The sequence below is a fragment of the Actinoplanes missouriensis 431 genome, assembly GCF_000284295.1.
Lineage (GTDB): Bacteria > Actinomycetota > Actinomycetes > Mycobacteriales > Micromonosporaceae > Actinoplanes > Actinoplanes missouriensis.
Genome location: NC_017093.1, coordinates 5,660,501 through 5,683,426, shown reverse-complemented (window position 1 = coordinate 5,683,426; position 22,926 = coordinate 5,660,501). Strand labels below are relative to the sequence as shown.

Here is a 22,926-nt window from a genome sequence, read left to right as displayed (position 1 = left end):
CTCAGTCCCAGGCGCGCGCCTCGCGGGCGAACAGGTCGCCCTCGCTCTGGATCGGGACCACGCAGAGCAGGTGGCCGCCCGGCGCGCGCAGGGTCTGGTGGCCGCCGCCCGCGACCACCACCTCGGCGCCGAGCCGGACCAGCCGGGCGGTCTCGGCCGCGACGTCGTCGGTCTCGATGTCCACGTGGTAGCGCGGCGCGTCGTCGACCGCCTGCACGTCCACGGCCAGGCCGGGGAACGCGCCGAGCAGGGCGGTGAACTCCTCCTCGCCGGGCACGGGCTTGGCGGTCGAGCCGAGCGCCGCCGACCAAAACGTGGCGGCGGCGCCGGCCTCGGCGAGCGGGGTGTCGATGAAGATGCCGAAGAGGCGGCTGCGATGCATACCGCGAGCCTAGGCGTACAGATCGTCCAATTGCGACTGATAGCGCTGCTCGACCACCCGGCGGCGCAGCTTGAGCGAGGGCGTGAGGTCGCCGCCCTCGACGTCCAGGTTCTCCTCCAGGATCACGAATTTCTTGATCGTCTCCCAGGAGTTGAGCGTCTTGTTCAGCTCGTCGAGGCAGCGGGCGATCTCGTTGCGCATCTGGTCCGAGCGGGCGATCTCCGCGTGTGACGCGCGGGGGAGATGGACCGACGCCCACTTGCGCGTCTCGTCCGGGTCCAGGTCGATCAGCGCGGTGACGAATTTGCGGTTCTCCCCGTGCACGAGGATCTGGCCGGCGAGTGGGCAGATCCCCTTGAACCGGGCCTCGATGGCCTGCGGCGCCACGTACTTGCCGTTCGACGTCTTGATCAGGTCCTTCTTGCGGTCGGTGATCCGCAGCGATCCGCGCTCGGTGATCTCGCCGATGTCGCCGGTGTGCAGCCAGCCGTCGGTCAGGGCGGCGGCGGTCTCCTCCGGCATGCCGTGGTAGCCCTGCATCAGGCCGGGACCCTTCAGCAGGATCTCGCCGTCGTCGCCGAGCCGCACCCGGGTGCCGGGCAGCGGGACCCCGACCGTGCCGTACTCCGCGTCGAACGGGCGGTTGAAGATCGTGGTGGCGCAGGACTCGGTGAGACCGTACCCCTCGGCGATCGGCAACCGGATCGCGTCGAACCACTCGGCGATCTCCGGGGAGAGCGCGGACGCGCCGGAGATGAAGAACCGCATCCGCCCGCCGAACCGGTCCCGGACCCTGGCGAGGACCAGGCGGTCGGCGATCGGCCGGAGGACCCCGCGGCGCAGCGCGACACCGATCGCCCAGCGGTAGAGGCGGGCTTTGAGGCCACCCTCGCGCTCCATCGTGGCGGCGACCCCGGCGTAGACCTTCTCGAAGATCCGGGGGACGGCCGGCATGATCGTCGGGCGGACCTCGGCGAGCCGCTGGACGATCTTGCTGACGTCGCCGTCGACCGCGAACTCGAATCCCACCGACAGCTGGCAGGAGAGCAGCGCCTTGCCGAACGCGTGGGAGAGCGGCAGCCAGAGGTAGCCCAGGTCGTCCGGGTGCACGATGCCCATCGCCTGGATCGCCAGGCCCTGGTAGATCCAGGCGTCGTGGCCGACCCGCACGCCCTTGGGCAGGCCGGTCGTGCCGGAGGTGTAGATGAGGGTGGCGAGGTCGTCCGGCCCGATCCCCGCGACGACGTCGGTCACCGCGTCGGGGTTCGCCGCCAGCGTCGTCCGGCCGAGCTCGCGCAGGTCGTCCCAGGAGAGCGCCCGCTCGTCGGACCCGTCGATCAGGATCGCCTTCTCGATCAGCGGCGAGGCGAGGATCTTGGAGAGGTGGCCGGCGTTCTCGACGACCGCGAACCGGCTGCCCGAGTCGGTGAGGATGTGCAGCACCTCCTCCGGCGACGAGCTCGGGTAGACCGTGGTGGTCGCGCCGCCCGCGCACATCACCCCGAAGTCCGCCTCGATCCACTCCACCCGGGTGGCCGAGCAGATCGCCACCCGGTCCTGCGGGCGCAGTCCGATCGCGATCAGGCCGGCGGCGATCTCGGTGACCGCTTGCGCGGTCATGGCCCAGGTGCGCGAGACCCAGCTGCCGTCGGCGCCGGGTGCACGATAGGCAGGAGCATCAGGGGTACGGGCGGAGCGCTCCAGGAACATCGCGCCGAACGATCGCGGGCTGTCCTGCCGCAGCCGTGCGACGAGAGCCTCCTCGGCCGCCGGGGCGGCGCACTCCTCTGCCATCAGGACTCCTCGGTCTTCGGGGTGTGCGGGGTGTGCGGGGGGTGCGGGGTGTGCGGGGCCTCGACCATCCGGCACAGCCACGGGGTCAGCTCGTCGGCCAGGGCCGACAGGTCCGGTTCGGGTTCCGCGTCCAGGGCGTCCGAGGCGGCCTGCCGCAACGCGTGGATCGCGCCCAGGTAGGCGCTGAACGGGACGGCTCCGGCCGTACCCGGAAAGCGGTGGAAGCGCAGGTCGCGCACGAAGCCGGCCAGTTCGGTGAGGGCCGCGCGGCGGCGCTCGCGCGCCGCGCGGCCCAGGGCGTCCATCTCCACCTGGAAGGCGCGGGCCGCGACCAGGTCGCGTTGCAGGGTGGTGAGGTAGGAGGCGACGAAGCCGTGGACGCAGCCGGCCCAGTCGGAGCCGGACGCCCTGCTGTCGGCGAGGTGACCGAGAAAGACCGCGATGAATCGGTCGTAGGCGGCGTAGACGCAGGCGTCCTTGTCGGCGAAGCAGGCGTAGAACGCGGCCCGCGACACGGCGGCCCGGGAACAGATCTCGCGCACCCCGAAACCGCGGTAACCCGCGCCGGCCAGCAGCTCGGTCGCGGCGATCAGCATCCGCTCCCGCTGCGCCGCGGTGACCTCGTCGCGGCTGAGTACGTGCCGGCCGCGGGGCAGCGACGGTGGCGTGGTGAAGACGACGCCGCTGGTGATCCGGTCCGGCACGCGGGCTTCCTATCGGGGTACGTGATGTTACTTCAACCTTTGCATGCCGTTGTCGCGTCACTCGACAAGCCCTCCGGTCGCTCCGGGCAGGATGGGAACCGTGACCGACCACCTGAGAAGCCCAGACCACCTGAGAAGCCCAGACCACCTGAGAAGCCCAGACCATCTGAAAAGCGCAGACGACCTGGAAATCGCACAAGCCGCGGCGCTCGCCGGGGCCGAGGAGGCACTCCGGCACTTCGCGGTGGTGGCAGAGCTGCCCCGCGAGCTCAAATCCGACGGATCGGTGGTGACCGCCGCGGACCGGGCCGTCGAGACCGCGATCCGGGCCGTGCTCGGCGCGGCGCGTCCCGGCGACGCGGTGCTCGGCGAGGAGCACGGCGCGACGGGCGGGGACGCCGGCCGCCGCTGGATCATCGACCCCATCGACGGGACGGCGCTGTTCGTCGAGGGCGACGACAGGTGGCTCGTGCTGGTGGCCCTCGAGGACCAGGGCGCGATCACGGCGGCGGTCGCGGTGGTGCCGGCGCAGGCGCGCCTGTGGTGGGCCGGGCTCGGGACCGGGGCGTACGAGGGGAGCGTGCGGGACGGCCGGATCGCGGACGCCACCCGGATCCGCGTGGCGGACGGGCCGTCGCCGGCGCTCGGCGCCTGCACGCTCGGGGTGGTGCCCGACTGGGGGCGCGCGCCGGCCGCCGCGCTGATCGAGCGCGCGCAGGAGCGTCCCTGGGCGCTGCACCCGCCGCTGCTGGTGGCCCGCGGTGACCTCGACCTGGGCGCGCAGACCAGCGGGCAGATCTGGGACTTCGCGGCGACCTCGCTGATCGTGACCGAGGCGGGCGGGTGTTATGCCCGGTTCGACGGCGGGGACCGGCCGGGGCCGGGCGCCTCGATCTACGCGCGCAGCCCGGAACTGCGCGATGAGGCGTTGAAGATGGTAAACGCCGTATAAAAGCATAAAAAAGCTGTAACGTCCGATTGGTGAAACAACTACTGCGTCTCGCCGTCACGGCGGTCCTGCTGCTCCCGGTCGCCGGGTGCGGCGGGGACGACGAGGAGACGGCCACCACCACCGCGACCACCGCGCCGGCCGTGAAGTCGTACGACAAGTCGGTGGCCGGCGTCGTCGAGGCGGCCGAGGCCTTCCTCGCCACCCTCGACGACGACCAGAAGACCGAGGCTCAGCTGGAGCTCACCGAGGAGAACGCGGTCAGCTGGTCGAACCTGCCGTGCGGCTCCACCTGCCGCCCCGGGATCAGCTTCGGCGACCTCGACGCGAGCCAGCTCGCCGCCGCGAAGAGCGTGCTGAAGACGGCGCTCGGCGCGCAGACCGGCAGCGGGTACGAGCGGGTGGAGCAGCTGCTGCTCGCCGACGACTACCTGGCCGACGCGCAGGGGAGCAGCAGCGGCAGCAGTGCCGGCAGCAGCGGCGGGCCCGGTGGGGGCATGATGTCCGGCGGGCCGCCGGCCGGGATGTCCGGTGGCCCCGGCGGCATGATGTCGGGCGGGCCGGACGGTGGCGGCATGATGTCCGGTGGACCCGGCGGCGGCACCGGCGGCACCGGCGGGTACGGCAGCGGCCTCTACTACCTGGCGTTCCTGGGCACGCCGAGCACGACCGGCACCTGGGAGCTGAACTTCGGCGGGCACCACCTCGCCGTCCACATGTCGTACAAGTCGGGGGAGGTCGTCGGGGCCTCGCCGTACTTCGTCGGCGTCGAGCCGACCAGCTGGACCGACGACAGCAACGCCACGCACACCCCGCTCGGCGACATGAAGGACGCGATGCTGGCCATGCTCGACGGCCTCAGCGACGCCGAGCAGAGCGAGGCGAAGCTCAGCCAGAGCTTCTCCGACGTGCTGGTCGGCCCGCAGGAGGACGGCCAGTTCCCGGCGACCAAGCAGGGGCTGGCGGTCAGCTCGCTCACCGACGACCAGAAGGACCTGGTCCTCGCCGCGATCAAACCGTGGGTCGCGGGCGCCGACGACGCGACCGCCACCTCACTGCTCGCCACGTACGAGGGGGAGCTGGACAAGACGTACGTCGGCTGGTCCGGCACCACCGGGCTGGACACGCACGCCGACTACGTCCGCATCGACGGGCCGAGCGTGTGGGTGGAGTTCGTCTGCCAGAACGGCGTGGTCATCCAGAACAAGATCCACTACCACACGGTGTACCGGGACCACACCCGCGACTACGGTGGCGAGTTCTCCTTCTCATGATCGTGCTGGTGGCACTGGCGGCGGCGCTCCTGCTCGGGGCGCCGCCGCCCGCCTATGCCCACCCGATGCCGGACTCCACCGTCGTCCTCGACGTGCGGCCCGGCGAGGTCCGCGCCGACCTGCGGCTGCCGGCCGAGGAGCTGATGCTGGCCAGCGGGCCGGACGTGCGCGGATATCTCGCCGCGCACCTGCGTCCCGCCACGGCCGCGGGTGAGCCGTGGCGGGTGACCCTGGACGCGGTGGAGACCGAGCAGTCCGGGGCGTACCGGGAGGTGGTCGCGCACGCGGTGCTGACCCCGCCGGAGTCGGCGGGCACGCGGCGGTTCGTGCTCGGGTACGACGCCGTGGTGCACCAGGTCGCGACCCACCGGGCGCTGATCTCGGTACGCGAGGACGGCGGCCCGGGCCGGCAGGTGGCGGTCCTCGCGACGGACAACCGGACGATGACGGTCCCGCCGGTGACGATCGACCTCGGGCCGGCCGCCGGGCCGGGTGTCTCCGTGGCGGCCGGCGTCGCCGTGCCGACGCTCCTGGCCGCGGTCCTCGTCATGATCGCGCTCCGGCGGGCGGGCCGGTCCCGCCGTGCCGCCGGCCGGCTTCGGCGAGCGGTCGCCACGCGACTGCCAGGATGACGGCCATCGCGGCGGCCGCCGCCCAGAACGGCGTCGTCAGCCCCAGCGCCGCGGCGAGCAGCCCGCCGATCAGGGTGCCGGCCGCCGCGCCGCCGGTCTCCAGGAGCGCGTAGACACTGCCCACCCGGCCCAGCAGCCGGTCCGGGACCAGGCGCTGCCGCAGCGACGCGGTGATCACGCCCCACACCACGGTCTGCACGCCGAACAGCACCAGCACCGCGCCGGCGACCAGGGCGTTCGTCGTCGACGCCAGGGTCAGATGGGTGATCACCTCGACCAGCAGACCGGCGCGCAGGACCGCCGGGCTGCCGAACCGTACGGTCACCCGGGCCGCCACCGCGGCGCCGATCAGGCCGCCGGCCGCGAACGTGGTCAGCAGGACGCCGTAGCCGGCGCCGGAGAGGCCCAGGCGCTGCTGGGCGTAGAGGACGAAGACGGCGAACGCCGAGCAGAACGCGACGTTGCCCAGGCCCATGGCGGCGGCGAGGGTGCGGAGCAGGCGGTGGCCGCGCAGCCAGCGCACGCCTTCGGCGATGTCCGCGCGCAACGTCGCCGGGCCGTCGCCGGGTGGCGGAAGCGCGGTTTCCGACGCTGCGGTTTCCGGCGGCGCGGTTTTCGACGGCGCGGTTTCCGGCGGGGCGGGTTCCGACGGCGCGGTTTCCGGCGGCGTGGCGGGGTAGGTGGCTTGTGACGCGGCGGCAGGGAGGGCGGCGATCAGTGCCGCGGAGACCACGAAGCTCAGCGCGTCCGCGGCGAACGGCGCGGCGGCCGCGATGCCGAACAGCCACGCCCCGAGCGGCTTCGCCGCGAACTGGTTGGCGATCGTGAACGTGGCGCTGAGCCGGGCGTTCGCCCGCGGCAGCAGGTCCGGCGCGACCAGCCGGGGCAGCAGCGCGCCGCCCGCCGTGTCGACGATCGTCTCGCCCGTGCCGAGGACGAACAGCACCAGGTAGACCAGCGCCACCGGCACCTGCCCGGTGGCGACGGCCAGGGTCAGCACGGCCAGCGCGGCGGCCCGGACCAGGTTGGACACCACGATCAGCCGGCGACGGTCCAGCCGATCCGCGAAGACGCCGCTGACCAGGGAGAACAGTAGCCACGGCAGTTGCTGGGCGAAGACCCCGCCGGCGATCAGGGCAGGGTTCGCGGTGATCGAGGCGAGCAGGAGCGGGCCGGCCACCATGGTGATGCCGTCGCCCGTGTTGGAGACCGCCGCAGCGGCCCAGAGACGGTTGAAGCCCGCGCCGAGGCGCGGGAGGAGGGTACGCAAAGGAGCTCCTCGAGCCTGGAGGGAAACGGTCGGGAAGGACCGCTCCGGCCTGAGGAGTCGCCGCCGCGCGGCTGTCAGCGGGCGGCCGGCTCCGGCAGGACCGCAGCGGTGACCGTGACCGGGCGCAGGCGCATCAGACGCTCCTTTGCGGACGGGTGGTCCCGGCAGGCGCCGGGACCACCCATGAAATCACGCGTTGTAGCTGTTGAGGAACTCCAGCAGGTCGTTGTTGAGCTGCTCCTTGTGGGTGTCGGTGATGCCGTGCGGCCCACCGGCGTACACCTTGAGCTCGGCGCCCTTGACCAGCGCCGCCGACGCCTTGCCGCCGACCTCGAACGGGACGACCTGGTCGTCGTCGCCGTGGATGACGAGCGTCGGCACGTCGAACTTGGCGAGGTCGCCGCGGAAGTCGGTGGCCGAGAACGCGGCGATCGACTCGTACGCGTTGCGGTGCCCGGCCGCCATGCCCTGCAGCCAGAACGCGTCACGCGGACCACGGGCGATGGTGACGCCGTCGCGGTTGTTGCCGAAGAACGGGCCGTCGGCGAGGTCCTTGTACAGCTGCGAGCGGTCCGCGAGGGAACCGGCGCGCAGGCCGTCGAAGACCTCGATCGGCACGCCGCCCGGGTTGTCGTCGGTCTTCAGCATGAGCGGCGGCACCGCGGAGACCAGCACGGCCTGCGCGATGCGGGCGGTGCCGTAGTTGCCGATGTAGCGGCTGATCTCGCCGCCGCCGGTGGAGAAGCCGATCAGCGTGACGTCGCGCAGGTCCAGGTGGTCGATCACGGCGGCCAGGTCCGCGGCGTACGTGTCCATCTCGTTGCCGTGCCAGGTCTGCGTCGACCTGCCGTGACCGCGGCGGTCGTGCGCGATGACGCGGTAGCCGTGCTCGGCCAGGAACAGCTGCTGAGCCTCCCAGCTGTCCGAGTTCAGCGGCCAGCCGTGGCTGAGCACGACCGGGCGGCCGGTGCCCCAGTCCTTGTAGAAGATCTGGGTGCCGTCGGAGGTCGTGACGAAGCTCATGGGTTTCCTTTCGATGGGCGGCGGCGCCGCCTTCTACCAGAGATCTCATCAGTCCACGGCCCGCCGGACCACGCAGGAAAATACGCAGAAGTCGGATTACTGCATGAGCAGCGCGCGAGCCAGCTCGACACCTTTCCGGAAGTGCGTCTCCTCCAGCAGCTCCAGCGCCCGGATCAGCTCCGCCCGAGCCTCTTCCGGCTCGCCCAGCGCGCCCCGGGCCCGGCCCAGCGTGAGGTGGACCTGCCCGACCAGGCTGTTGTCCCCGGTCCGCTGGACCAGCGGCAGCGCCAGCTCGGCCTGTCGCCGCGCCTCCGGCCATCTGCCCAGGTCGGCGAGGACCTCCGCGGCGAACGTGTGCGCGCCGGCCCGGGCGCTCGCGGCCGGCCGGGGCGACACCGGCCGGACGTCCAGCTCGCGGAGCGTCGCAGCGAACATCTCCAGGGACTCCTCGCGCCGGCCCATCGCGGCCAGCAGCAGGCCCAGGCCCTGGAAGTGCTGCACGTACGCGTCGTGGTCACCGGCGTCGGCGGCGAGTTGCTGCGCCCGCAGGTACAGCGGCAGCGCCCGGTCCAGCTGCCCGGCGAACCGGGACGCGGTCCCGGCGTAGGTCAGCGCCCAGCCCTGCTCCTTCACGTCACCGATTGCTGCCGCCAGCTCGTACGCGGCCATCGCGATGTCGGCGCCCTCCTCCGGCCGGCGCGCCGCGTGGGTGGCCGCCCAGGAGTGGTAGTTCAGGTGGGTGACCTCCTGGTGCCGGTCGGGCAGCTCGGCGGCGGCGGCACGGGACAGGCCGTACACCTCGTACCAGCCCTCCCAGAAGACCATCGAGTCGGAGAACCAGTGCAGCGCCTCGGCCACGTCGACGACCAGTTGGTGCCGGCCGTCCGCGGCCGCCTGTCGCAGCGCGCCGAGCCAGTTCTCCGCCTCGGCCTGCAGCCACTCGGCGGCCTCCTTCTCGGTGGCGAGCGGAATCAGGCCGTCGTAGTCGTCGGGGAGTTTGCCATAACCCGGCTCGAACCAGCGGCCGGCCACGATCGCGGTCTCCAGCAGCCACCGGGTGAGGCGCTGGTCGGTCTCGGCGCGGACGCCGGGCGGCTCCTCGATGCCGAGCCGCTGCGCGGCGTAGAGCCGGATCAGGTCGTGGAAGCGGTAGCGCACCCAGCCGTCCGGCTCGGGCATCAGCAGGCCGAGCTCGACCAGCTCCTCCAGCCCGTCGACGGCGTCGTCCGCCCCGATCCCGGCGAGCACCGCCGCGATCTCCGGGGAGAAGCGGACACCCGGCACGTGCGCGAGGCGCCGGAACAGGGTGCGGGCCGGCCCGGAGAGCTGGGCGTGCGACAGCGCGAATGCGGTCGCCACCCCGGTGTCGCCGAGCGCGAGCAGCGCGAGCCGGCGGTCCGCGTCGGCGAGCCGGGTCACCAGGTGATCGACGGTCCAGGCGGGCCGGGTGGCGAGGCGGGTGCCGGCGATCCGCAGCGCGAGCGGGAGGTGGCCGCAGAGGTCGGCGACCTGGCCGACGCCGGGGCCGACCGCCTGGGCGGCGATGGTGGCGAGCAGCTCCGCCGACTCGGCCGCGGCGAACGGCGGCAGCGGGATCCGGAGCACCCCTTCCAGGCCGCCGAGAACCCGCCGGCTGGTCACCACGGCGACGCCGGCGCCGTCGGCGGGCAGCAGGGGGCGTACCTGTGCCTCGCCGGCGGCGTTGTCCAGCACCAGCAGGCAGCGGCGGTCGCGCAGGACGGACCGCAGCTGGCTGGAGCGTTCCTCGTCGGTCTCGGCGATCCGGCGCGGGCTCATCTCCAGGGCCCGCAGCAGCCGGACCAGGGCCTCGCCGACCGTCATCGGCTCGGCGTCGGTGCCCCGCAGGTCGAGGTAGAACCGCCCGTCCGGGAACCGGTCGCCCAGATCGCCGGCGACCCGCAGGGCGAACGCGGTCTTGCCGAGCCCGGCCTGCCCGTGCACCACCACGACCGGCGCCGGGCCGCGCTCGCCCTCGGCGGAAAGGTGCGAGCGGACCAGGTGCCGGCGGACCAGGTCCAGCTCGGCGGCACGGCCGACGAAGTCCGCCACCGCGCGCGGCAGCTCGCAGACCCGCGGCCGGTCGCCGGTGTTGCGGGCCCGCTGCTCCCGGGCCGCGTCCTCCAGCACGGCCAGCCGGTCGTCGCCCAGGCCCAGGCCTTTCGCCAGAGCCGCGAGGGTACGGGTCTGCGGCGCCCGGCTGTGCCCGCGCTCCATGTCGCTGATCGCCCGGCCGCTCACCCCGGACGCCTCGGCGAGCTGCTCGATGGTCAGGCCGGCGGACCGGCGGAGGGAGCGAAGGGAGGCACCGAACGACGACACGGCACCAGTGAACCAGACGAGATCACGAAGGGGCGTGCAGTGTGATCGTCGTCCAGATCCCCACGTGCACCTGGTCACCGTCCTTGAGGGTGCGGCTCTGTCCGGCGGTCAGCGGAGTGTCCTCGGCGTTCAGATATGTCCCGTTGGTCGATCCCAGGTCGGAGAGCAGCCACTGCCCGTCGATCGTGAGGGTGAGCAGGGCGTGGTTGTGCGAGACCCCCGGGTCGCCGGTGAGGTCCAGGTCGGGCGCGGTTCCGTGGGACGAGCTGCGGCGCCCGATCCGGACCTGCGGTGCCGGCAACGTGACGGTCTGCTCCGGCGCGTCCTGCGGGAACGTCACGCCGTCGACCTCGTTGGCGTCGAAGTAGACCCGGTCGGCGAAGACGGTCGCGGTCCAGGCGGCGGGCGCGGCGGCGTCCATCGCGGGGAGGCGGCCGGTCTCGTGGTCGTACCCGCAGTCCTCGCAGAAGCGGGCGCTGCCGCCCCGCGGCGCGCCGCAGTGCGGGCAGGTCTCCGCGCTCTCCGTGCCGGCGGGCGCCGCCGGCGGGGCGACCGCCACGACCGTCGGATCGGCGCCGGTGATCTTCACCCCGCAGGTGTCGCAGAAGTCGCTCTCCGCCGATTGATGGCCCTTCGGGCAGGTGTACGCCGTCACTGCGCCCGCCCCACCCGGACCGTCTTCGTGGAGCGGGTGTCCAGCGCCATCTCGTCCTCCGCGTTGACCCGGCGCCGGAGCCGCACCGTGCCCGTCACCGGGTCCTCGATCTCGACCACCTTCGCCAGCAGCTCGGACGTGGCGGTGTTCCCGCTGGCGTGGGCGAGCTGGGCGGCCCGACCGAACTTCAGCGTCGCGGTCCGGTCGTCCCCGGACTCGCGGGCGGCCAGGCCCTCCTGGATCGCGGACGCCAGCTCGGCCTGCCCGGTGTAGTGCGCCACCTGCCGGTTGATCCGGGTGGAGAGCGCGGTGTCGTCGGTCCAGACGGCCCGGACCAGCGCCTGCGCGTGCACGGTGTCACCCTCGACCACCGAGACCCGGGCGGCCAGCATCTCGTCGCCGGCTGCTCCCGGCGTCACCTGCACGCAGACGTGGTAGTCCCGGCTCTCCTGGCCCCAGGAGCCCAGCGGGTACCGCCCGGCGCGCGGCCCGTCCTCGACCCGTTTGCCGGTCAGGTCGGTGACCTGCGGCTCGACCTGTTTGACGAACCGGACCGTGGTGTTCACCGGCGTCCAGATCTTGAGCTGCACGTCGGCGCTGGTCTTGCCCATCGCGGTCGTCATCATCTGCTGGAACGCGGCGGTCAGCTCGATCGGCCGGGCCACGATGTCGACCGTGCCCAGCATCGCCGTGGCGATCTTGCGGAGTTCGGAGACCTTCCAGTTGGTGCCGACGCCCCGGCAGTCCACGGTGAACCGGCCGGTGATCGACTCCAGGACCTGTTCGAGATAGCCGAACCGTTCCCCGTTGTCGCCGTCGGTGAGCAGGATGGCGTGCGCGATGTCGCCGGGACGCTGCGCGAACAGTTGCGCCGCGAGCAGCAGCCACGCGCCCATCGCGGTGCCGCCGCTGGCCTGCAGCCGGTCGATCGACCGGGACGCGGCCGCGCGGGTCTCCGGCGACGCGACGGCGAGCCGGCCGGGCTCCGGGAAGAGCTGCTGCGCCGTGCTCACCCCCGCGATGATCGCGAAGTGGACGCCGTCGTCGATGCACTCGACGGCGGCCTTCGCGGCCTGCCGGGCGGCGCCGATCCGGCCCTCGGCCTGCATCGATCCGGACGCGTCCACGATGATGATCTCGGTGGCCCCGGCGGTGCGGACGCCGCCCGCCGCGCCGGTCGACGTGACCGTGACGATCGCGTTGACCTCGCTCGCGCCCAGGGCGAGGTACTCGTTCTGGAACGCCTCAGCGGTGTACGACACTCGATCTCCTCAGTTGTCCTCGGCGGCGGGCGAGTCGGCGGGATCCGGGCCGGCAGCGGGGGAGCCCGCGGCCGGCGGGCCGGCGGCGAGTTGACCGGCGGCGGGCTGGCCCGCGTGCTGGCCGGCGGCGGGCTGGCCCGCGTGCTGGCCGGCGGCGGGCGGCGCCGGCGCGTGCACCGGGACCAGCGCGACAGTGATGTTGTCCGCGCCGCCGGCCCGGTTCGCGAACGAGACGAGCGCCCGCGCGGCCTCCAGCAGCGACCGGCCGGCCGCGCAGTCCCGGACCGTCGCGGCGAACGCCTCCGGGTCGGGCAGGTAGTTCCAGAGCCCGTCGCTGCAGAGCACCAGCAACCCGTCGTGCGTCGCGGTGAACGCGCCCACCCGCGGCATGATCGGCCCGGCGTCCGCGCCCAGCCAGGCGGTGATCGCGTGGGCCCGCGGGTCGTCCATCGCCTCGATCGGGTCGGCGCCCAGCTTCACCATGTGGGCGGCCCACGAGTCGTCCTCGGTGAGCTGCTCGGCGGGGCCGTCCGCGTTCAGCCAGTAGGCCCGGCTGTCACCCACCCAGCCGAACCCGACGTGCGGCCCGCGCACCGCCGCGGCGACGATCGTGCAGGCCGGGTTGGACGCCGCCCGCCGCGGATCCCCGGTGTGCGCGAGCGACACCACCGCCTCCGCCGCTCCGGCGATGGCGGCGGCGACGACCCCGGCGATCGCGACGGCCGGCGTGGCGTCCCCGTCGGCGACGGCCTCATCCGCGTCGTGCCGGGCGCCCTCGGCGCTTTCACCGGCCGAGTCCTCGTGCCGGGCTTCCTCGGCACCTTTACCGGCCGGGCCCTCGTGCCGGGCGCCCTCGGCACCGCCGCGGGCCTGGCCGTCGCCGTGCGCTGAGCTCTCGCTGCGGTCCCGCACCGCGGTGCCGGACATTTCGGGTTTGTCGCCCGGTGACAGCAGCGCCGCGAGCCCGTCACCGCTCGCCCCACCGGCGACCTCGTCCTCCGGGTGCTGGGCGGCGGCCAGCAGTTCCCCCGCCGTGCGCGCCGCGATGTCCGACGCCGCGTCCGGGTCGAAGGACGCCGACACCCCGTCACAGACCACCACGTCGGCGGCCGCCTCACCGACGGCCAGCCACATGGCGTCCTCGTTGCGGTGATGCCGCCGCCCGCGGTCGCTCACCGCGGCGGCCACCGCGCCGCCGTCCGCCTCGATATGGTCCCGCGGCCGACCGGCCAGCATGCCGCACTCCTCGCAGTAGCCGTCCGCGCCGACCGCGCGGGCCGCCCGGCAGTGCGGGCACGCCCGCCGGCGTGCGGACGACGGATCAGGATCGTCCCCCGCCCCCAGCCTGCCGCCACCCTCGCCCGCTCCGGAAGGGGCCGAACCCCCGATTTCCAGCGCCCGCCCGCATGCCTCGCAGAACGCCGCGCCGGCGTCCCGCTCGTCGCCGCACGAGGCACAGTCCACCACGATCATCGTTGCCTCTTTCACGTCCGCGTCCGGGGCCGGGCCGCGTTGGCCCGGTCGACCAGGCGGATCTTCTCCGGGCCGTGTGCGGCCCGGGCCATCTCCCGGTACGCGGCCTCCAGCGCGAACCGCACATCCCGCTCGCCGGCGAACCCGCCGGTGGACCGCCCGAGCACCGCGACCGGCACCGCCGTGCCCCGGCCGAGCGCGCTCAGCGCCTGCTCCAGGAGTTCCGCGCGGAGCGCCGCCAGCTGGGCCGCCTCCATCGTGAGCCGGTCGATCAGCTGCGCGGCGGTGGTCAGCGCGTCCACGTCGACGGCGGCCGACGGGTGCGCCCGGACCAGCGCGCGGATCGCCCCGACCTGGGAGCCGGAGAACGCCGACGAGGTGCCCGGCACCCGGTTGTACGCCTCCACCGCCCCGGCCCGGTCCCCGGCGGCCAGCCGGCAGCGGGCCAGCCCGGCGGCGGCCGTGGTGTACGCCGGATCGGTCCGGCTCACCACGTCGTAGTGCTCGCAGGCGGCGTCCAGATCACCGGCCAGCTCGGCGGTGAAACCGAGCGCCAGCTGCGGCGCCAGCTCACCGGGCAGCGCCGACCAGACCGCGTCGAACCGGGCGCGGGCCTGGGCGTGGTCGCCGGTGGCGAGCGCGAGCAGGCCGTCGTACCAGGCGACCCGCCAGTCGGGGCCGGCCGACTCGGCGAGCAGCGCCCGGAACGTGGCGGCCTCGGTGAACCGGCCGGTCCGCGCGCCGAGGTCGATGTGCGCCCGCAGTTCCCGCAGCCGCACCTCCAGGGTGTACTGCGGTGACTTGCCGAGCAGCGTGAGCACCTCGGCCGGGTCGGTCACGGTGACCGAGGCGAGGAACGCGGCGGCCGGGTCGCCGAGGTCGATCAGCGGGGTGGGCAGGTCCTGCCAGCGCACGCCGTCCGAGTGCGGGTCGGTGCGCATCTCCCCGGTGAACAGCTTGGACGGCGCCGGCCGGGGCTCACCGCCGGCCGCGAGCACCTGGCGCAGCACGCCGAGCATCTGGTCGGCCATCTCGCCGGCGTCCTCGAACCGCTCGGCCGGGTCGGTCCGGGTGGCCCGGTCGATCAGCCGGTAGAACGACTCGTGCCGCATGTAGACGTCGAACGAGCCGCGGTCCGGCAGGCTCTCCTTGAACGTGCTCTGATAGCCCCGGAAGTCGGTGGTCAGAACCGCGAGGGTACGGCCGATCGTGTAGAGGTCCGAGGCGATGGACGGCCCGGCGACGGCCATCTCGGGCGCCTGGTAGCCCACGGTCCCGTAGATCGCGGCCTCCTGGTCGTCGACGTGCACGACCCCGCCGAGGTCGATGAGCCGCATCTGGTCGCCGGACTGGATCACGTTGTCCGGCTTGAAGTCGCAGAAGATCAGTCCCCGGTCGTGCAGGTAGGCGAACGCCGGCATGATCTCCAGGACGTACGCCAGCGCCTGGTCCACCGGCAGCGGCGCGGCGGCCGCCTTGAGCAGGTCCTTGAGGGATTTGCCGCCGACGTACTCCATCACGATGTACCCGGCGCCGTCGTGCTCCACGAAGTTGTAGATCTTGACGATGTTCGGGTGCTCGACCTCGGCCAGGAACCGGCGCTCGGCGACCGCGGCGGCGAGCGCGTCCTCGTCACCGGAGTTCAGCAGGCCCTTGAGCACCACCCAGCGGTCCGAGACGTTCTTGTCGACGGCCAGGTAGATCCAGCCGAGACCGCCGTGGGCGAGCGGGCCGGCCACCTCGTACTGGCCGGCGACCAGGTCGCCCTTGACGAGTTTCGGGGTGAAGTTGAACGGCTCGCCGCAGGAGGCGCAGAACCCGGAGGTACGGCCGGGACGGTCGCCCCGGCTGCGGCCCACCGCGGTGCCGCACTTCGCGCAGTACCGTTTTGATTCCGGCACCTCGCCGGCCACCATGACGGCGGTCGCCGGGTCCGCCTGGACCAGCGGCGCGATCTCCACGAGCCCGCCGCCGAAGCGCCGCCGGGACTGGGCGCGCGAGCTGGTCCGGCTGCCACCGGTGCGGGTGGAGAGCGCCGACGAGGACGACCGCAGCGAGGCCGACCCGTTCACCCGGGGCCGGGGCGTGGTCGGCTCCGAGAACGGCGCGGCGACGACCATCGGTGTGGCGGCCGGCGCGGCGGCGACCGGCGCGGCGGCCGGAACAGCCGCTGGGGCCATGCCGCACGTGTCGCAGTACCCGTCCTCGATCGTGCCGGGGCAGTTCCGCTGGCATCTGGTCACCGGGCATCCCTCGCAGCGATCGTGGTGGACAGCGCCTCCTGGTACGCGCCGACGGCCGCCCGCGCCGCGTTCAGGTCACAGGGCGCCTGGTAGAGCGCGGTCCGGGCGGCGTCGGCGAGCGGCGTCAGCGTGCCGTCCTCGCCGAGCCCGCGGCGCAGCGCCTTCGCCCGGTACGCGTCCAGCCGCCCGCGCAGCTCGTTGCGCTCGGCCAGCAGCCCGGCGTTGTGGGCGGCCGCGGCGCGCAGGGCGGTCAGGCGCTCGGTGGCCCGGCGGTTCCACGTCGTGAGCCGCGGCGCGATCAGCGGCCACTGTCCGGCGGCCGCGAGCGCGTCGATGCCGGCCAGTTCGGTGCGCGGGTCCTCACCCCGTACCCGGGAGAGGGTGTGCTCGGGGAAACGCCCGGCCGCCGCCGACCGCGCAGCGTCCGCCGCGCGGGCGGCGGTCTCGATCTCGGCGCAGAGCTGCCTGGCGTCGCGCAGCCGCTGCTCCAGCCAGGCGCGCAGCTCGGAGGCGGAGGTGCGTTCCGCGTCGGCGCGCGCGATCAGCTCCCGGGCCCGGGCCAGCACCGAGGGGTCGGCGCTGAGCGGATCGGAGGCGAGGGCACCGGTGAACGCGGTGAGCAGGCGGTCCGCGTCGTCCAGCAGCGCGCTCCCGCTCAGCGCCCGGGCGTGGGCGAGCGCGGCCGCGGCGTCGGCGGCGCCCGGCAGCAGCGTGCGCCACCGCTCGCCCGCGGTGGCGACCACGTCGACCGCAGTGGCGAACGCGGACTCCATCACCGCGAGCAGATCGGCGGGGGAGCAGACCGTGCTGACCTGGCCGGCGCCGAGCAGCCCGCGCTGCGCCAGCGGAACCGTGCTGGTGGAGAGCGTGATCGAGCCGCCCAGCACGAGCCGGGTGTAGGCCTGCGCGTCCACCCGGCGCTGCCCGCGCAGCGCCCGGGCCTGCGCGATCACCTCACCGAGCTGCCGGTGCCCCTGCCAGAGCCGGGCCAGGGCGTCCTCGGCGTCCGCCCACGCGGTAGCGGTCCGGCCGGTCAGCGCGGTGGCGCCCAGCTCCTTGCGGTCCGGGTTCTCGTCGAGCTCGACGAGGTTCGCGGCCATCGCGGTGAGGGCGTTCTCCAGGCGCTCGAGCTCGGTGTCGGCCCGGGTCAGTGCGGGGTCGGTCATCGGTATCGCGCCGCCGGTGGCTGCGGGGCCGGGCCCAGCGCGCCCAGCCAGCGGTCATAGATGGTCTTCCAGGTGCCGTCGCGGCGGCTCTGCTCCAGGACGGCGTTGACGAAGCGGGTCAGATCGGGGTGTCTCTTCGAGACGGCGACAGCGTACGGCTCCTCGGTGAACCGTTCGCCGACGACCTTGGCGAACGGGTCCTGAGCAGCCAGTCCGGCCAGGATCGTGTCGTCGGTGGAGATCGCGGCGACCTCGTTCTGCTGGAACGCGACGAGGCACTCGCCCCAGCCGTTGCGAGCCACCGGGACCGGGTCCGACGCGGCGTTCTCCAGGTTCTGCAGGGAGGTGGAGCCGACCGCGGCGCAGACCTTCTGCTTGGCGAGGTCGTCCAGGCCGTCCACCGCCGAGTCCTTGGCGACCAGCAGTTTCTGCCCGGTCTCCAGGTAGACCGTGGAGAAGTCGACCTCCTGCCAGCGCGCGCAGTTCGCGGTCATCGTGTTGATCACCAGGTCGACCGCGTCCGGCTGGCCCTCCTCGCCCTCGTCTCCGGAGAGCACCGCGGTGCGGTCGGCGTGCGGGATGACCTTGATCTGCAGCTTCCCCGGATCGCCGAAGATCGCCGCGGCGATCAGCCGGCCCATGTCGATGTCGAAGCCCTCGACCCGGCCGGTGAACGCGTTGCGCGAGCTGAACAGCGGGCTGTCCTGGCTGGTGCCGAGGACCAGCCGGCCGCGTTTCTGGATGGCGGCCAGATAGCCGCCGGCCGGCATCTTCCCCGGCGCGGGCAGGGCGCCCGCGGGCCGGAGGCTGGCGCGGGCGTCGCACGCCGGTTTCGCCGGCGCGGACCGGGGCGTGGACCCGGCGGCCGGTGGCGGCGGGGGAGCGGCGTCCGGTCCGGGGTCCGGGTCCGTGCAGCCGGCGGCGGCCAGGATCATGGTCAAGCCCGCGGCCACGGCGAGGGTACGCCTCCGCGCTGCTCCGTCTCGTCTCACCGGCACTCCCCGTCGCATCACCGGTACTCCTCCAGGCGGGCGCGCAGTCCCAGCGCGGCCAGCACGCAGACCGTCAGCGCGAGCAGCGGCGCCAGCACGGTCAGCGCGCCGAGGCCGCGCCCGGCGTGCTGGATCTCGGCGTCGAAGATCGCCCGGCGCGCCGTGAGCGCCTGATCCAGGGTCTCGGTGAGCGCCGCGAACGCCTCGGTCGACTCCGTGCCGACGGCCAGTTTCACCGCCGCGTCGTAGTCGCCGTTGTCGTCCAGCTCCCGCACCTTCTCGTGCAGCCGCAGATAGGCGTCGTGCTGCGCGCGGGCCTGGTGCATCAGCGCCGCCTCGGTGAGCAGCTCCCGGTCGTCGAAGGTGAGCCGGGACTGCGCCTCGCGGAAGTCGTCCTCGTGCATGTCGTCGCCGCCCCGCGCGGCCAGGGTCAGCGCCTCCGAGGCGCGCTCCCGCAACGCCAGGATGCGCCGCTCGGCGAGCGCGGTCACCGGGGCCGAGCCGTCCTCACCGGCGGCCCGCAGGTGGTCGCGCTGCAGCGCGAAGAGCACGCCGGTGGCGGCCATCAGCAGCACGGTCAGCGCCGTCGCGGCGACCAGCGGCACGTTGAATGTGCGGCGGGTGGCGTGACTCAGGTAGACCTGCGTGCCGACCAGCGCGAGGGTCAGCCCGACGACCAGGACCAGGAGCAGGATCAGCCACCAGGAGCTGCGTGCCTGCTCGTACCCCGCGTCGAGCTCGCGGCTCGCGAACTGGAACAGCGCCTGCGCCTGTGGTTGCAGCGTCCGCTGGTTCAGCTCCGACGCGGTGGTCAGGTAGGACGCGCCGACCGGCAGTCCCTGCCGGTTGGCGGCGCGCGCGGTGGCGACGAGCGCGGCGTAGCGGGTGGTCCCGGCCGCGAGGGCGTGCACCGCTTCGGCGGCGGCACTTCCCTCCGGGGTACGCCGTGAGGCCGCCGTGAGAGCCGTGGTCGCCTGGGCGAGGCGCTCCTCGTACCTCTGTGTGAGCTCGCGTGGCTCCAAGCCGCCGGCGAGGAACGCCTGCGCCGCGATGGTGTCCGCCTCGGCCAGGGCGGAGTAGACCGTCTCCGCCTCGGCGAGCAGCGGCTGGGCCCGGTCACGCAGATCCGCGGTGCCGCCCGCGGCGGACTGCGCGGTGACCCCGGCGACCAGGCCGGTCAGCGCGCCGAGCACCAGCAGGACGACGAGCAGCAGTTGCAGGCGGCCGGGCGAGGTGTGCCGGAGCTGACCGACCCGGCGCAGGACTCCACGGCCGCCCGCGGTGGGGCGTTGCGCCAGTGCTGTGGTCAAGCGGACCTCCGTAACATCCACCCTCCACTGTGCGACACCGGCGCAACCTCCCGTTACTTCAGTTCACGCTTGAGCAGTTTGCCGGTCGCCGTCATCGGCAGCGAGTCGACGATGCTCACCACCCGCGGGTACTTGTAGCTCGCCATCTGCTCCCTGCTCCAGGCCACGATCTCCTCCTCGGTGGCCGACGCGTCCGGCTTGAGGATCACGAACGCCTTGACCTCCTCGCCGTGGCTCGGGTGCGGCACGCCGATCACCGCGGCCAGGGAGACCGCCTCGTGGGTGAGCAGGACCTCCTCGATCTCCCGCGGGTAGACGTTGAAGCCACCCCGGATGATCATGTCCTTGGCCCGGTCGACGATGTAGTAGAAGCCGTCCTTGTCACGGCGGGCCAGGTCACCGGTGCGGAACCACCCGTTGTTCATCACCTCGGCGGTGGCCTCGGGGCGGTTGTAGTACCCCCGCATGATGTTGTGGCCGCGGATCGCGATCTCACCGATCTCGTCGATGCCGTCGACGGTGTTCCAGTCGGCGTCGATCAGCTTCACCTCGACACCCCAGATCGGGATGCCGATCGAGCCCGGCCGGGGATCGCTGTGCGGGTCGCTGAACGTGGCGACCGGCGACGTCTCGGAGAGGCCGTAGCCCTCCAGGATCGTCACGCCGAACCGCTCCTTGACCGCCTTGATGATCTCCACCGGGAGGCTGGACCCGCCGGAGACCGCGACCCGCATGTTGCCGGCGATCCGGTCGACGTCCACGCCCTCCTTCAGCGCGTTCAGCAGGCCCCAGTACATCGTCGGCACGCCCGCGAAGAACGTCACGTTCTCGCTCTGCAGGAGCGCGACCGCCTGGTCGGCGTCGAAGCGGGGCAGCAGCACCAGCGTCGAGGCGGTGGCGAAACCGGCGTTCATGTTCACCGTGCTGCCGAACGAGTGGAACAGCGGGAGCACCAGCAGGTGGGTGTCGGTGGCCGGCTGCGTGCCGAAGAGGCGGTTACAGGTCAGCGCGTTGAACACCAGGTTCGCGTGGGACAGCTCGGCGCCCTTGGCCTGCCCGGTGGTGCCGCTGGTGTAGAGGATGACCGCGGGGTCGGTCTCGGCCCGCTGCACGGTCTCGAAGACCGGGCTCTGGCCGGCCAGGGCCTGCCCGAGCGTCTCGGCGCCCTCGACCGTCGAGGCGGCCGCCGGGTCCGCGGTGATCAGGAAGAAGTGCTCGGCGCCCTCGGTCTCGCCGAAACCGGCCCAGCCCTCGGCGCCCATCGGCAGCTCCGGGGTGCCCTGGAAGCAGAAGTACGCCTTCGCCTCGGAGTCCCTCAGGTGGTAGGCGATCTCGCGGCCCTTGAGCAGCACGTTCAGCGGCACGACGACCGCGCCCGCCTTCAGGATCCCGTAGTAGACGATCGGGAAGTACGGCAGGTTGGGGCAGGAGAGCGCCACCTTGTCACCGGGTCGGATACCGCGAGCGGCGAGCAGACCGGCGACCTGGTTGGCCGCGGCGTTCACCTGCGCATACGTCAGCCGCTGCGGACCGAGCACCACGGCGGCGCGGTCCGGGTGGTGGCGGGCGCTGTCCTCCAGGAGTACGGAGAGGTTGAGCATCCGGTGGATCCTTTGCATCAGTGTGTGACGGCCGTCTCAGCCGAGCCGTCTCATCTGAGCACGGGAGCGGCCGGGTGAGGAACCCTCCGTTTCGACTTTGTTTCCTGCGCTGGTTTCTCAACTGGGTCGTTTTGCTGCCGATGGCCTCGACGTGGGAATCCCGACGTTGGACGCCGTGCACGTAGGCCGTCAGCCGATCTTCGACGCCAAGGGCGTCGTGGCGGCTTACGAGCTGCTCTTCCGCGGTCGCATGGACGCCGTCGAGTCGGGGCGGCAGGACACCTACGCCACCAGCACGGTGATGGTGAACGCGTTCACCGAGTTCGGCATCGCCGAGGTGGCCGGCAACCGGCCGTGCTTCATCAACCTCACCCGCGAGTTCGTGACCGGGCGGCTCCCCCTGCCGTTCGGCCCCGAACAGGTCGTCCTGGAGATCCTGGAGACCGTGGAGATCGACGAGGAGGTGATCGCCGGGATCACCGCGCTCGCCGAGGCCGGGTACCGGATCGCCCTCGACGACTTCGTCTGGGGCTCCGGGCACGAACAGTTGCTCGGCATCGCCTCGTACGTGAAACTCGACCTCCTCGACGGCGACCTGAGCAACCTCGACCGGCTCGTCGCCGAGATCCGGCGGCACCCCGGCCTGCAGATCGTCGCCGAACGCCTGGAGACCGCCGAACAGGTCGCCATCGCCGACCGCTACGGCATGGAACTGCGCCAGGGGTACGCGTTGAGCCGTCCCCAGGTGCTCAGCACGCCCAGCCTCTCCCCGTCCCGGATGCGCCGCCTCGAACTGGTGGCCGCCCTGATGCACCCCGACGTGCGCCTCGACAAGGTCACCGCGATCATCGCCAGCGACCCGGCCCTGGCCATGCGCGTCCTGCGGGTCAGCAACTCGGTCGCGGCCGGCGTCGTCAGCCGGGTCTCCTCGGTCCGCCAGGCGATCATGCTGATCGGCCTGACCCACATCCGCCGCTGGGCCACGCTGATGGTCGTCGACGACGTCGGTGGCGAGGCCCCGGAGGAGCAGCTGCTGACCGCGCTCACCCAGGCCCGCCTCTGCGAGACCGTCGCCCCCCGCTTCGGCGCCGACCCGGCCGCCGCGTTCGTGGCCGGCCTGATCAACGGGATGGCCGAGCTGATGGCGATGACGCCGGCCGCCATGGTGGAGCAGCTGCCGCTGTCGGAGGATGTGTCGGACGCGCTGACCACGGGCGCGGGCCGGTTGGGCGAGGTGCTGCGCGCGGTCCGTGCCTACGGTGCCGGCGAGTGGGGGGCCGGGGACCTGGCCGGGCCGTTCCTGGACGCCATGCGGTGGTCGACGAGGACGTTGTCAGCAGCACAGCGCTTCGCTCCGGTGACGGCGGCCCCTCGCCCGTGATGGGGGATGGCGGCGCTTTCGTCCCGGGGGCATTCTGAACGCGTGCCCGTTCTCGGGCCCCGCCCCGGCCTCGCTCTGCCTCGTCCTGCCTCGCTTCGCCCAGCCCCGCCTCGCTTCGCCCCGCCTCGCTTCGCCCAGCCCCGCCTCGCCCCGCCTCGCCCCGCCTCGCCCCGCCCCGCCTCGCCCCGCCTCGCCCCGCCTTGCTTCGCCTCGCGTCGCGTCGCTCTGTGCCGCCCCGCGTCGCTTTGCGTCGACTATCCGGCGAGCGAGGCGCTCAGCGCGACGGCAGTTGTTTCGGGTGTTCGGTTACGAAGGCCCTGCCTGTGGCCCGCAAAGGACACACGGCAACAAATATCTCAAAACAGCTTTTTCGCGTAGTTTCCCTGCGAAGATCAACTGCGGTCCTGTGATCGACAGCGGGGGAAGTGACCGAAGTGCGGAGCGACGAAGACGGCGGCACGCCAGTAGTCAGCCA

General features: G+C 73.0%; 18 protein-coding genes. 4 read left to right on the top strand and 14 right to left on the bottom strand.

What is annotated here, in order from left to right:
- Position 1: 1 nt before the first annotated feature.
- Genes AMIS_RS26265 through AMIS_RS26255 form a run of 3 tightly spaced genes read right to left on the bottom strand, consistent with a single transcriptional unit; the run spans position 2 to position 2,880 of the window.
- Positions 2 to 382, bottom strand: a complete 381-nt coding sequence (locus tag AMIS_RS26265; protein ID WP_014445449.1) for a VOC family protein — start codon at positions 380 to 382, stop codon at positions 2 to 4.
- Positions 383 to 391: 9 nt separating this feature from the next.
- Complete coding sequence (locus tag AMIS_RS26260) at positions 392 to 2,176, bottom strand: AMP-dependent synthetase/ligase (RefSeq protein ID WP_041830076.1); 1,785 nt, start codon at positions 2,174 to 2,176, stop codon at positions 392 to 394.
- Complete coding sequence (locus AMIS_RS26255) at positions 2,176 to 2,880, bottom strand: TetR/AcrR family transcriptional regulator (RefSeq protein WP_014445447.1); 705 nt, start codon at positions 2,878 to 2,880, stop codon at positions 2,176 to 2,178. Before AMIS_RS26255 ends, AMIS_RS26260 begins: the two co-directional genes overlap by 1 nt.
- A 112-nt stretch (positions 2,881 to 2,992) precedes the next feature.
- On the opposite strand from AMIS_RS26255, the gene AMIS_RS26250 reads away from it, so the two are divergent.
- The 3 genes from AMIS_RS26250 to AMIS_RS42975 are packed head-to-tail and all read left to right on the top strand — an operon-like array spanning position 2,993 to position 5,735.
- Positions 2,993 to 3,832: an inositol monophosphatase family protein gene (locus AMIS_RS26250; RefSeq protein WP_331429008.1), complete on the top strand. Its 840-nt coding sequence runs from the start codon at positions 2,993 to 2,995 to the stop codon at positions 3,830 to 3,832.
- A gap of 29 nt (positions 3,833 to 3,861) precedes the next feature.
- Positions 3,862 to 5,103, top strand: a complete 1,242-nt coding sequence (locus tag AMIS_RS26245) for a DUF3500 domain-containing protein (protein WP_014445445.1) — start codon at positions 3,862 to 3,864, stop codon at positions 5,101 to 5,103.
- A complete protein-coding gene (locus tag AMIS_RS42975; protein WP_157435078.1) occupies positions 5,100 to 5,735 on the top strand; it encodes a hypothetical protein in 636 nt (211 codons plus the stop codon). Before AMIS_RS26245 ends, AMIS_RS42975 begins: the two co-directional genes overlap by 4 nt.
- Here the strand turns inward: AMIS_RS42975 and AMIS_RS26235 are convergent.
- The 11 genes from AMIS_RS26235 to AMIS_RS26185 form a co-directional block, all read right to left on the bottom strand.
- Positions 5,650 to 7,005 (bottom strand): MFS transporter, encoded by a 1,356-nt coding sequence (locus AMIS_RS26235; protein ID WP_014445443.1) that lies wholly within the window; start codon positions 7,003 to 7,005, stop codon positions 5,650 to 5,652. The two genes, AMIS_RS42975 and AMIS_RS26235, sit on opposite strands and share 86 nt — an antisense overlap.
- Before the next feature lie 189 nt (positions 7,006 to 7,194).
- Positions 7,195 to 8,028 (bottom strand): alpha/beta fold hydrolase, encoded by an 834-nt coding sequence (locus AMIS_RS26230; RefSeq protein WP_014445442.1) that lies wholly within the window; start codon positions 8,026 to 8,028, stop codon positions 7,195 to 7,197.
- A gap of 96 nt (positions 8,029 to 8,124) precedes the next feature.
- On the bottom strand, positions 8,125 to 10,368 hold the full coding sequence (locus AMIS_RS26225) for a tetratricopeptide repeat protein (RefSeq protein ID WP_014445441.1): 2,244 nt from the start codon (positions 10,366 to 10,368) through the stop codon (positions 8,125 to 8,127).
- Positions 10,369 to 10,390: 22 nt separating this feature from the next.
- On the bottom strand, positions 10,391 to 11,023 hold the full coding sequence (locus AMIS_RS26220) for an FHA domain-containing protein (protein ID WP_014445440.1): 633 nt from the start codon (positions 11,021 to 11,023) through the stop codon (positions 10,391 to 10,393).
- Positions 11,020 to 12,285, bottom strand: coding sequence for a vWA domain-containing protein (locus AMIS_RS26215; RefSeq protein WP_014445439.1), 1,266 nt, complete (start codon positions 12,283 to 12,285; stop codon positions 11,020 to 11,022). The genes AMIS_RS26220 and AMIS_RS26215 overlap by 4 nt, the downstream gene beginning before the upstream one ends.
- Positions 12,286 to 12,294: 9 nt before the next feature.
- Complete coding sequence (locus tag AMIS_RS26210) at positions 12,295 to 13,758, bottom strand: PP2C family protein-serine/threonine phosphatase (RefSeq protein ID WP_041830074.1); 1,464 nt, start codon at positions 13,756 to 13,758, stop codon at positions 12,295 to 12,297.
- An 11-nt stretch (positions 13,759 to 13,769) separates the two neighbouring features.
- A complete protein-coding gene (locus AMIS_RS26205) occupies positions 13,770 to 16,001 on the bottom strand; it encodes a serine/threonine-protein kinase (RefSeq protein ID WP_014445437.1) in 2,232 nt (743 codons plus the stop codon).
- The gene (locus AMIS_RS26200) at positions 15,998 to 17,167 is read right to left on the bottom strand and encodes a hypothetical protein (protein ID WP_014445436.1); all 1,170 of its coding nucleotides are present in this window, start codon (positions 17,165 to 17,167) and stop codon (positions 15,998 to 16,000) included. The genes AMIS_RS26205 and AMIS_RS26200 overlap by 4 nt, the downstream gene beginning before the upstream one ends.
- Positions 17,164 to 18,159, bottom strand: a complete 996-nt coding sequence (locus AMIS_RS26195) for a glutamate ABC transporter substrate-binding protein (protein WP_231859089.1) — start codon at positions 18,157 to 18,159, stop codon at positions 17,164 to 17,166. The genes AMIS_RS26200 and AMIS_RS26195 overlap by 4 nt, the downstream gene beginning before the upstream one ends.
- 17 nt (positions 18,160 to 18,176) lie before the next feature.
- The gene (locus AMIS_RS26190) at positions 18,177 to 19,469 is read right to left on the bottom strand and encodes a hypothetical protein (protein WP_014445434.1); all 1,293 of its coding nucleotides are present in this window, start codon (positions 19,467 to 19,469) and stop codon (positions 18,177 to 18,179) included.
- 53 nt (positions 19,470 to 19,522) lie between these two features.
- Entirely contained in the window at positions 19,523 to 21,070 is a 1,548-nt protein-coding gene (locus AMIS_RS26185; protein ID WP_014445433.1) for a long-chain-fatty-acid--CoA ligase, read from the bottom strand.
- Between the two features lie 175 nt (positions 21,071 to 21,245).
- Here AMIS_RS26185 and AMIS_RS26180 point away from each other — a divergent pair, with 175 nt between their 5' ends.
- Positions 21,246 to 22,451 carry an EAL and HDOD domain-containing protein gene (locus tag AMIS_RS26180; protein ID WP_231859088.1) on the top strand — a complete coding sequence of 402 codons (1,206 nt, stop codon included), beginning with the start codon at positions 21,246 to 21,248 and terminating at the stop codon, positions 22,449 to 22,451.
- Positions 22,452 to 22,926 lie beyond the last annotated feature (475 nt).